We start from the raw sequence: 9,109 nt of genomic DNA, 5'->3' as shown, positions 1-9,109 counted from the left end.
ACTCACGCCTCCCCGCTGACATCGGCAAGGTGCCCGAGATCCAGCTCCAGCCGCCGGTCGCAGCACGACCAGAAACGGTCGTCATGGGTCACCGCCACCACCGTCTTGCCGCGCGCCTTAAGGTCGGGCAGCAACTCGGTATAGAAGACCTCGCGGAAATGGGCGTCCTGATCGGCGGCCCACTCGTCGAAGAGATAGACCTCGCGGTCCTCCAGCAAGGCCACGATCATCGCCAGCCGCTTGCGCTGGCCTGTCGACAGATCCGTGGTGGAGAAGCGCCCGTCCTCGAAGCGCACCTTACCGTCGAGCTCCATGCGGGCGATCAGCCTCTCGACCTCGCGCGGCTTGACGTGCTCCAGCCCGTAGAGCCGGTCGAACAGATGGAAGTCGGTGAAGATGCTGGAAAAGATCTCCCGGTAGTCCCGCCGCGTCTCGGCGCTCACCAACGCGCCGTCGCAGGCGATCTCGCCGCCGTCCGGCGTGTAGAGCCCGCACAGCAGCTTCAGTGCCGTCGACTTGCCGCTGCCGTTGCCTCCCGTCAGGAACAGGATCTCGCCGCGCTTGAGCGTCAGGTTCCAGGGGCCTGCGGTGAAGAGCGCAGTTCCCTGGTCGTCGAGATAGCTGAACGTGACGCCGCGCATTTCGATGGTGCGGAACGACCGGTAACGCGAGGGCGCCCGCGCCGTGCCTTTCGGCTCCGGCGTCAGGCCGGAATCGAGGCGCCGCTCCAGGTCGTAGACATGGGCAAGGCCCGCCTCGGCGCGCGCGATCAGCCGCACGACGGAGGTGATCGCCGCGATGGGGCCGAGCGCGAAGACCGTCGCAGCTGTGATCTTGTAGATCGTGTCCGTATAGCCCTGGAAGAACACCGGCAGGACCAGCACGACGACGCCGACCAGCAGGAAGATGAAGGCATTGGCGAATTGCAGCAGGGCGACCCAACGGTCGCCCAAACCCACCACGACCTGGCGCAACCGCGAGGTGACGTCCGCGAAATGCGCCTGCAGCGCGTCGTTCTTGTCGGCGTTGAGGCGGATTTCCTGAAAGCCCAGCGTGAAATGGGACAGGCTGTCGAGCATGTCCGCTTCCCGGTGATGAACCTCTGCCAGCGCACCGGTCAGAGCGCTCTGGCGCCGCCAGAAAAGATAGAGCCCGGCGGCCAGGAATACGGTCACGACGAGGAAGGAGATCGACGACAGGGTCGCCACGTAGAGCAGCAGGAAGACCAGCAGGAAGGCGTTCTGAGCCGCGCCGATCAGCAACGGCAGGGTCTGCGACAGGTGGTCGGTCTCCTGCGAGACGGTGACGAAGACGTCGCCATGGCCGAGCCGCTCGAGCGTCCGCAGGTCGACCCGGCGGATCTTGCTGACGATTCGCCGCCGCGTCGCCTCCAGCCGGGACTGCACGAAACGGTTAGCCTCATGCAGCGAGGCGCGGCTCGACAGCAGCACGAAGGCAAGCATCGTCACATAGACGAGCAGCAATTGGGCGCCGACGGGCTCGGCCAGAACCGCCTTTTCCGCCGCCTCATTGATGAGACCGACAAGGCCGGCGTTGCCAAGCCCCGCCAAGCTGGTGATCAGCAGGATCGACCGGCGGTTCACCGGCGGGCCGGTTCTGAGCAGCCGCAAGATGTTCATGCAGATGAAACCACGGTGACTGCCCTTGTCCCGATGCCGCATACCCCGCCACACAGCGTATCCGGCCTGCCGGCAGCGCCATGGTCACGGGTCCGATGTCACTGGTGTTTCGCCATTTTCGGCAGCACGACCGCCGGGCTGAATGCTATTCAGCACGCTCGCCGCTTGCAAGTGCGGGCCTTGTCGGCGCGTCCGGGATTTCACACCCTGCATGCATTGAGGCCTTTCCCACAAGCCATCCTTTACAGGTAGCGGAAAGACTGTTGCGGCGCACACTTATTCGCTACCGTAAGGGCGTTCCGCGTCGTGCGGAGCACTTGCGGGAGACGACAGGGGTGCAGATGGCAGGCGCCCGGCATGTCCGATCTCCACAGGACACCGAACGGCTTCCCAGCCCGACTGCAGGCGATCAGGACGCATGGACAAAATTCGGGATTTCATCGAAGAACAGTTCCTGATCGAGTTCGACGACTCGTTTCCCGAGGACTCCGACCTGTTCAAGGAAGGCGTGATGGACTCCTTCGGCTACGTGCAGCTGATCCGATTCCTGGAGCAGGAATTCGACATCCGCTTCACGGAGCAGGAAATGACCGGCGACGTGCTGGTGAGCCTTGTCCAGATCCGCGAGACGGTTGCCCGAAAGGTCGCCGCTCGCGCAACGGGCTGATCGCACCACGTCATAGCCAGCAAGCAGGGACCGACCAGGGGGCACGCGACGTCATGTGCGGCATTGCCGGCTTATTCCGCTTCGACGGTTCCTGCGAGGATCCGTCCGAACAGGTCACCGGCATGCTGGCGGCAATCGCCCATCGCGGGCCGGACGGCGCCGGCTATGTGGTGGACGACGGGTTTGCCATGGGCACGGTGCGGCTGGCGATCCTCGATCCGGCCGCCGGCCTGCAGCCGATCAGCGACGAAAGCGGGCGCTACTGGCTCTGCTACAACGGCGAGGTCTACAATTACCGGGAACTGCGCGAAACGCTTGTCGGCCTCGGCCACGTCTTCCGCACAGCCTGCGACACGGAGGTCGTGCTGCGGGCCTGGATCGCCTGGGGCCCCGACTGCCTGACGCGCTTCAACGGCGGCTTCGCCTTCGCGCTCTACGACCGCCAGCGGCAGGAGCTGTTCATGGCCCGCGACCGCTACGGCAAGCGTCCGCTCTTCCTCGCCAGGCACGGCGAAACGATCCTCTTCGCCTCCGAGATGAAGGCCTTCCTCGCCGTTTCCGACTTCCGGTTCGAGCAGGATCCGCAGCAGCTCGCCTCCATTCTCGGCCAGTGGACACCGCTGCCGCACCAGTCGGGCTTCCGAGGTATCGAGAGCCTGCCGATGGGAGAATGGGCAAGGGTGCGCGAAGGCCGGATCGAGCGGTTCGTTTATGACGAGCTGTCCTTCGCGCCGACCGAGGCCGTCGCCAGCGAGGGCGCAGCGGTCAGACGGATCCGCGCGCAGCTGACGGATGCTGTGTCGCTGCGGCTGCGCAGCGACGTCGAGGTCGGCGTCTATCTCAGCGGCGGAGTGGATTCTGCCATCGTCGCCGCGCTCGCCCGCGAGCTGACCCCGCATCCGCTCTCCACCTTCTCGGTCGAGTTCGAGGACGCGGAGTTCGACGAATCCGCTGAGCAGCGCCTCGTCGCGGAGCATTTGGGCACGCGCCATCACGCCCGCCGCATCAGCCATGCCGACATCGCCGAGGCCTGCCCCGATGCGGTCTATCACGCGGAAGTGCCGGCCTTCCGCAGCGCCTTCATCCCGATGTTCCTGCTGTCGCAGCGCACCCGCGAGGCCGGCATCAAGGTGATTCTCAGCGGCGAAGGCGCCGACGAGGCGTTCCTGGGCTACGACCTCTTCAAGGAAACGTTGCTGCGCGCCGCGTGGAGCGAGCTTCCCGAAGACATGCGCCGGAGCCGGCTGGAGCGGCTGTATCCGCATCTGGCCCATTACGGGCCGAAGGACATCGCCGCCGTCACCGGGCTCTACCACCAGTTCTCGGCCGAGAAGATGCCGGGCCTCTTTTCGCACGAGCTGCGCTTTCAGAACGGCCAGTTCTCGGCCCGCCTGCTGAACGCGCCGGGCGATCCCTTCGCCGAGATTTCCGCGCTTGTCGCCGGCAGTCCGGCGTTCGGCTCGATGAGCGCGGTCGAAAAGGCCCAATGGCTGGAATACAAGACGCTGCTGCCCGGCTACCTGCTGTCGACCCAGGGCGACCGGATGAGCCTTGCCCACGGGGTGGAGAACCGCTGCCCGTTCCTCGACCCCTCGGTGATCGGGCTGGCCTCCTCGGTCAACCTGCGCTTCGATGACGGGTTCACCGAGAAGCGGCTGCTGCGCGATGCCTTCCGCGACCGGCTGCCGGGCGCCGTCGCCGACAAGCGCAAGTTCCCGTACCGGGCCCCGGACGCGGCGGCCTTCGCCGCGCGCCGGCCCGACTATCTCGATCTCGTCCTGTCGGAGAGCGAGCTGGCGAACCTGCCCTTCCTCAATGCGAAATTCGCCCAGCGCCTTGCCACCAAAGTGCTGACCAAGCCGGCCGAGGAGGTCAGCACCAAGGAAAACCAGACCTTCCTGTTCCTGCTGTCCATAGCCCTGCTCGACCGCTTCTTCGTGCAGCGGCAAGGGCTCGGGCAGGCAGTCGGGTCAAGCGCTCTGCCGCCCCTGCAACGCGCGGTGGATCTGCGCATGGAGGCGGCGCCTCACGCCTCCCAGGGGAACTTGGCGTCCCTCACATAGCGGCGGATATCGGCCCGGATCTGCGGATCGGCGAACATCTCGCGATTGGCGGCGAGCGCCGCTTCGCGCTGGCTCTCGAGGTCATCGAGCCCCGCGCCCGCATGCGCCTTGAAGCGGGCGATGCCCGCCCGCCCCGGCAGCCTCAGCCGCATCAGGTGCTGGCGCAGCAGTTCGTCGGCCCGCTCGCCAAGCGCATCGACAAGCCCGAAGGACAGGGCATCGCGCGCGCCCACCGGCCGCGTCATCAACGTCATGTAGCGGGCGCGCTGCACACCCACACGGCGCGTCAGAAACGGCAGCACGCAGGCCGGATACAGGCCGAACAGCAGCTCCGACAGGGCAAAGCTCGCGGTCTCGTCCGCCAGCACGATATCGGCGGCCGCCGCCAGTCCGACGCCCCCGGCATTGGCCCTGCCGCGCACCACGCTGACCGTGACGAAGGGCCCGCGCGCCATGCGCAGCCAGAGGTCGTAGAGCGGGGCCGGGTCCATGGGCGCGGCGTCCTCGGCGACAGCGTCGAAGTCGCCGCCCATGCAGAAGACGTCGTCGCTGCCCTCCAGCACCACGACCGTGACCGCGCGGCCATCCGGCCCCTCGCCCGCCGCGCAAAGGTCGAAGGCGGCGTGCAGCTCCGCCACCATCTGCGGCGTGATGCTGTTGCCGGCCTCCGGCCGGGCAAAGCGGATGCGGCAGATGCCTTGAGCGATGCTGCAGGAGAGCGTCGAAAACCCGCTCATGCCGTCTCTTCCTCGGGCGTCCCGAAGACCAGCGCGACGTTGCTGCCGCCGAAGCCGAAGGAGAGTTTCAGCGCGTGGCGGACGCGGTGTTCTTGCGCCGCGCCCCGCACCCAGCGAAAAGCCTCGTCCAGCGGCGCCTCGAGATGCAGCGTCGGGTGCAGCAGGCCCTCGCGCATCTGGATCAGCACGGCCGCCGCCTCGATAGTGCCGGCCGCGCTCAGCCCGTGCCCAATGATCGACTTGGTGGCGTTGACCCGCGCGTGACCGAGACCGAGCCGGCGCAGGGTCTCGAGTTCGGCGTCGTCGCCGGACGGCGTGCCCGTGGCATGGCCGTTGACATAGTCGATGTCGGCGGTGGTCAGTCCGGCCGCGGCCAGCGCGTCTTGCGCGGCACGCACCTGCCCGTCGGAATTCGGCTCCGGGCCTCGGCTGCCATCGGTGCAAAAGCCAGTGCCCAGCACGCGGCCATAGACCGTGCTTCCGGCGTGCTCCGGCCGGGTGACGACCAGCGCGGCGCAGGCCTCGCCGTAAAGAAAGCCGCCATGGCCCGTGTCCATCGGCCGGCAGACCGGTCCCGCGCCCAGCGCGCCGAGCGCCCGGAAGCCTTGCAGGTCCAACGCGGAAACGTCCTGCAACGCGCCGAGGGCGATGCAGGCATCAACCCTGCCGCTGCGCACCGCCTCGACCGCCGCTACGATGGCGGCCGCGCCGCTCGCCGAGGCCGCGCCGATCGTGTGGGCGAAGCCGCGGATCGGGAACTGCGAGGCGCACAGGCCGCAGATATCGGTGTCGAGGAAGACATGGCCGTGGCGCGGCGGCAGGAAATCGAGCCGCTCGGCGTAGTCGCGCAGGCTCAGGAACTGCTCGCGCGCCATCAGGTTCGATCCGCCGACGACAAGGCCGATACGCTCAGGGACGATGCGGTCCAGGCCCGCCTCGCGCCAGGCCTCGTCCAGCACGGCGACCGCCGCGCGCCCGCTCAGGCCCGCGGTACGTTCGACCCGGCGCGGCAGGATGGCAGGAGGATCCGGCATCTCGACGCCGAAGAACTCCGGGCTGCCGTCGTCGCGCTGTCGGCCGGGACGGGCAAGCGGCGCAAAGACGCCCCGCCCCTCGAAAAGTCCGGCGCGGAACGCGTCCTTGCCGTGGCCGAGACCGCTTGCGACCCCGATGCCGGTAACGACAAGCGGCTGCGAGTCAGGCTGCGGACTTGGCATGCAGGAGATCGGCCAGTTCGCCGATATTGCGCGGGCCGTGCAGCTGGACCATCGGCACCTTCAGGCCGATGGCCTCCAGCGTCGCCAGGATGATCTCGCTGCGCTCGATGGAATCGACCCCGAGATCGGTCATGGAATCGGCGCGGGTGATCGGCTGCGCCTCCAGCTCCGGCACGGTGCTGCGAATCTCGGCGATGATGATCTCGGCAATCCGGTCGCTGTCCAACTCGCCCCCTTTCCAGGCCCGCCGCTGTCTCGGTGGCCCGGCTCAGATCCAGATATACTTGCGGTGGTAGCCGACGACCGCATCCAGCACAAGCCGATCACCGGCCGCATCAACCGGCCAGGCGTCCGGCACGATCTGATGGTTCAGCTCCGCGTCCTTGGTGCCGAAGCGCACGACGCTCTCGCCGCGGAGCAGCGTCTCGTATTCCGTGATCGTGAGGCGATGGCGGCGATCCAGCGCCTGCGGGATGCGCATCGCGCGCAGCCGCGCGCCGCTCTCCGGCGTCACGACGCCGCTGTAGAATTCCGAGCAGCAGCCCGAGCCGTAGGAGAACAGGCCGACCCGCATCGGCGCGTCGATCTCCACCGTCTCCAGCATGCCGGCGAGCGCCACGAAGACCGAGCCGCCGGCGGTGTTGCCGACCCGCTTGCCGAAGGCAAGGCTCGGCGCAAGACGCGACTGGAAGTCGGCCTCGATCTCCTTGGGCGGCGCCTTGTAGAGCCGGCGCATCAGGTGCCGGTGGGCGCCCTTGACCATGCCGCCGAACGGCGTGTGGAAGCACAGCTGGCCGAAGCTGTCGCGAAAGTCCGCATTCTCCACCCGGCGGCTGTAGTCGCGGAACGCACCCTCGCAGCAGTCTAGATAAGCCATCAGCGACAGGTCCGCATCGCCCGCCTCCGTGTCGGGACCCGGACGGCAGGTATCCATCACCTCGAAGGCGTGATTGCCGTAGGCTCCCGCATCGATGCGCAGGACATGCGGCGTGTCGGAGACCAGCATCGCCACCGCGCCGGCGCCGGAACTCGGCTCCGAATAGGCCCATTCCTCCACCGCTCCGGCATCGGCCAGCGCGAAGCGGGAAATGTCGGTCGCAACCACCAGGGCCTTGGCGCCGGGCGACGTCTGGGCGAGCAGGAAATTCACCGCCATCTGCAAGCCGGCGGTGCCCGAATAGCAGGCCTGCTTGATCTCGAAGAGCCGGCAATTGGACGGCAGGTCCAGATGTGCATGCACATAGGTGCTGAGCGACTTGCCGAAGTCGATGCCGGACTCGGTGCAGGTCACCACCATCTCGATGCGGGCGCGCTCTTCCGGCGCCAGCGTATCGATCAGAGGCCGGGCGGCGTTGACCGCGAAGGTAACCGGGTCCTCGTAAGGCAGCGCCACCGTCTTTTCCTGAACCAAGAGGTTCTCGAACCGGGGCATGTCGAGCCCGCGATGCAGGCACAGTTCCTTCACGTCGAGGCATGCCATGCCGCCATAGACGTTCATCGCCTCGATCCCGACGGCACGGGTCATGCAGCACCTCCAACGCGGATCGGCAGGCGGCCGAGCCCGCGGGCATTCAGCCGGTCGAGCCGCCACTCGGGCTCGCCCGCCAGTTCGATGGAACCATAGCGGTCCAGCAGCGCGGAAAAGGCGATTTGCGCCTCGAGCCGCGCCAGCGGCGCACCGATACACACATGCGGGCCAGACCCGAAGGTGAGCTGGGCGTTGGCAGGGCGGCCGATATCGACCTCGTCGGCACGCTCGAAGCGGGCAGGATCGCGATTGATCGCCCCGACGAGCCCGAGCACAGGGGCTCCGGCCGGGATCAGCGTGCCCTCGACGTCGACATCCTCGCGCGCCACCCGCAGGATCATGTTACCGCCCGGCTCCATGCGCAGGAACTCCTCGATGGCGGTGCGCAGCAGGCTCCGGTCGGCGCGCAGTCGCGCCATCTCACCGGGATGCCGAAGCAGCAGCAGCAGGCCGTTGCCGATCAGCGTCACCGTGGTTTCGTGGCCCGCGACCAGCATGGAGACGAGATTGGTCAGCGTCTCCTCCTCGTCCAGCGTGCCGTCGTCATGGGCGCGGATCGCAAGGTCCATCAGGCTGTCGCCCGGCCGGGCGCGGCGGGCGGCGATGTGTTCGCGCAGGAAGGCCTTGAACTCGGTCAGCGCCTCCAGCGCCTCGCTCTTCTGGTCCGGCGTCATCAGGATATCGCCGATGCGGATCAGCGAGGCGCTCCAGCGCGCGACCGTCTCGTCGAGGCTTTGCGGAATGTCGAAAAGCTTGCACAGGACCCGCAGGGGTAAGGGGCCGGCAAAGGCCTCGATGAAATCGACCGTGCCCTCGCGAGGCATCTCATCGAGCAGCTGCGCGGCCTCGGCCTCGACCAGAGCGCCGACGTCGCGCACCGCCTGCGAGCGGAAGGCCGGCTCGTAGACCTTGCGCATGCGGGCGTGCTCGGCGCCGTCGCAATTGATCATCTGCGGCTGAAACTCGCTGAACAGCCGGTAGCCGACGGGATCGTGCACCCGGTAATCGGGCGCGGTCCAACCGTTCTTCCAGTGGCGGGTGTCGCGGCCGAGCTCCGAGGACTTCGCGACCTTCAGGAAGGCGCGGTGCCCGAGCACGAAATAGACGCCGGAGGCCGCATCGAGATGGACGGGGCCGAGAGCCTGCAGCCGCTTCAACTCGTCATAGGGATTTTCCAGGAACGCCCGGTCCGTCAGAATCGACCACCAGTCGATCCCCTCGCCCGTCGCGGCAGTGCCTTGCTCGCTCATGCGCCCC

Annotated in this window: 8 protein-coding genes; 2 read left to right on the top strand and 6 right to left on the bottom strand. The window is 67.5% G+C overall.

Annotated elements, in window-relative coordinates:
* Positions 1-2: 2 nt before the first annotated feature.
* A complete protein-coding gene (locus MNI96_RS15965; protein ID WP_249694757.1) occupies positions 3-1,640 on the bottom strand; it encodes a cyclic peptide export ABC transporter in 1,638 nt (545 codons plus the stop codon).
* Between the two features lie 418 nt (positions 1,641-2,058).
* Between MNI96_RS15965 and MNI96_RS15960 the strand changes: the two genes are divergently transcribed.
* Positions 2,059-2,307, top strand: a complete 249-nt coding sequence (locus MNI96_RS15960; protein WP_249694756.1) for a phosphopantetheine-binding protein — start codon at positions 2,059-2,061, stop codon at positions 2,305-2,307.
* 53 nt (positions 2,308-2,360) lie between these two features.
* Positions 2,361-4,370 carry an asparagine synthase (glutamine-hydrolyzing) gene (gene asnB / locus MNI96_RS15955; protein WP_249694754.1) on the top strand — a complete coding sequence of 670 codons (2,010 nt, stop codon included), beginning with the start codon at positions 2,361-2,363 and terminating at the stop codon, positions 4,368-4,370.
* Here asnB and MNI96_RS15950 read toward each other — a convergent pair.
* From MNI96_RS15950 to MNI96_RS15930, 5 genes are read right to left on the bottom strand one after another with little or no spacing between them, the layout of a single operon-like run.
* Positions 4,334-5,107, bottom strand: a complete 774-nt coding sequence (locus tag MNI96_RS15950; protein ID WP_249694751.1) for an enoyl-CoA hydratase/isomerase — start codon at positions 5,105-5,107, stop codon at positions 4,334-4,336. The two genes, asnB and MNI96_RS15950, sit on opposite strands and share 37 nt — an antisense overlap.
* The gene (locus tag MNI96_RS15945) at positions 5,104-6,324 is read right to left on the bottom strand and encodes a beta-ketoacyl synthase N-terminal-like domain-containing protein (protein WP_249694749.1); all 1,221 of its coding nucleotides are present in this window, start codon (positions 6,322-6,324) and stop codon (positions 5,104-5,106) included. Before MNI96_RS15945 ends, MNI96_RS15950 begins: the two co-directional genes overlap by 4 nt.
* Positions 6,305-6,550 carry an acyl carrier protein gene (locus MNI96_RS15940; protein WP_249694748.1) on the bottom strand — a complete coding sequence of 82 codons (246 nt, stop codon included), beginning with the start codon at positions 6,548-6,550 and terminating at the stop codon, positions 6,305-6,307. The genes MNI96_RS15945 and MNI96_RS15940 overlap by 20 nt, the downstream gene beginning before the upstream one ends.
* A 42-nt stretch (positions 6,551-6,592) precedes the next feature.
* Complete coding sequence (locus tag MNI96_RS15935; protein WP_249694746.1) at positions 6,593-7,849, bottom strand: hydroxymethylglutaryl-CoA synthase family protein; 1,257 nt, start codon at positions 7,847-7,849, stop codon at positions 6,593-6,595.
* A complete protein-coding gene (locus tag MNI96_RS15930; protein ID WP_249694745.1) occupies positions 7,846-9,102 on the bottom strand; it encodes a cytochrome P450 in 1,257 nt (418 codons plus the stop codon). Before MNI96_RS15930 ends, MNI96_RS15935 begins: the two co-directional genes overlap by 4 nt.
* Between the last annotated feature and the right edge of the window lie 7 nt (positions 9,103-9,109).

The organism is Stappia sp. WLB 29 (assembly GCF_023507705.1).
In the GTDB taxonomy this organism is placed as follows: domain Bacteria; phylum Pseudomonadota; class Alphaproteobacteria; order Rhizobiales; family Stappiaceae; genus Stappia.
The sequence above is the reverse complement of the archived record's forward strand: the minus strand, read 5'-3'. Positions and strand labels throughout refer to the sequence as shown.

Coding starts and splice junctions, on each gene's coding strand:
- MNI96_RS15935 (WP_249694746.1), bottom strand. CDS start 7,849: ATGACCCGTGCCGTCGGGATCGAGGCGATGAACGTCTATGGCGGCATG.
- MNI96_RS15965 (WP_249694757.1), bottom strand. CDS start 1,640: ATGAACATCTTGCGGCTGCTCAGAACCGGCCCGCCGGTGAACCGCCGG.
- MNI96_RS15950 (WP_249694751.1), bottom strand. CDS start 5,107: ATGAGCGGGTTTTCGACGCTCTCCTGCAGCATCGCTCAAGGCATCTGC.
- MNI96_RS15960 (WP_249694756.1), top strand. CDS start 2,059: ATGGACAAAATTCGGGATTTCATCGAAGAACAGTTCCTGATCGAGTTC.
- asnB (WP_249694754.1), top strand. CDS start 2,361: ATGTGCGGCATTGCCGGCTTATTCCGCTTCGACGGTTCCTGCGAGGAT.
- MNI96_RS15930 (WP_249694745.1), bottom strand. CDS start 9,102: ATGAGCGAGCAAGGCACTGCCGCGACGGGCGAGGGGATCGACTGGTGG.
- MNI96_RS15945 (WP_249694749.1), bottom strand. CDS start 6,324: ATGCCAAGTCCGCAGCCTGACTCGCAGCCGCTTGTCGTTACCGGCATC.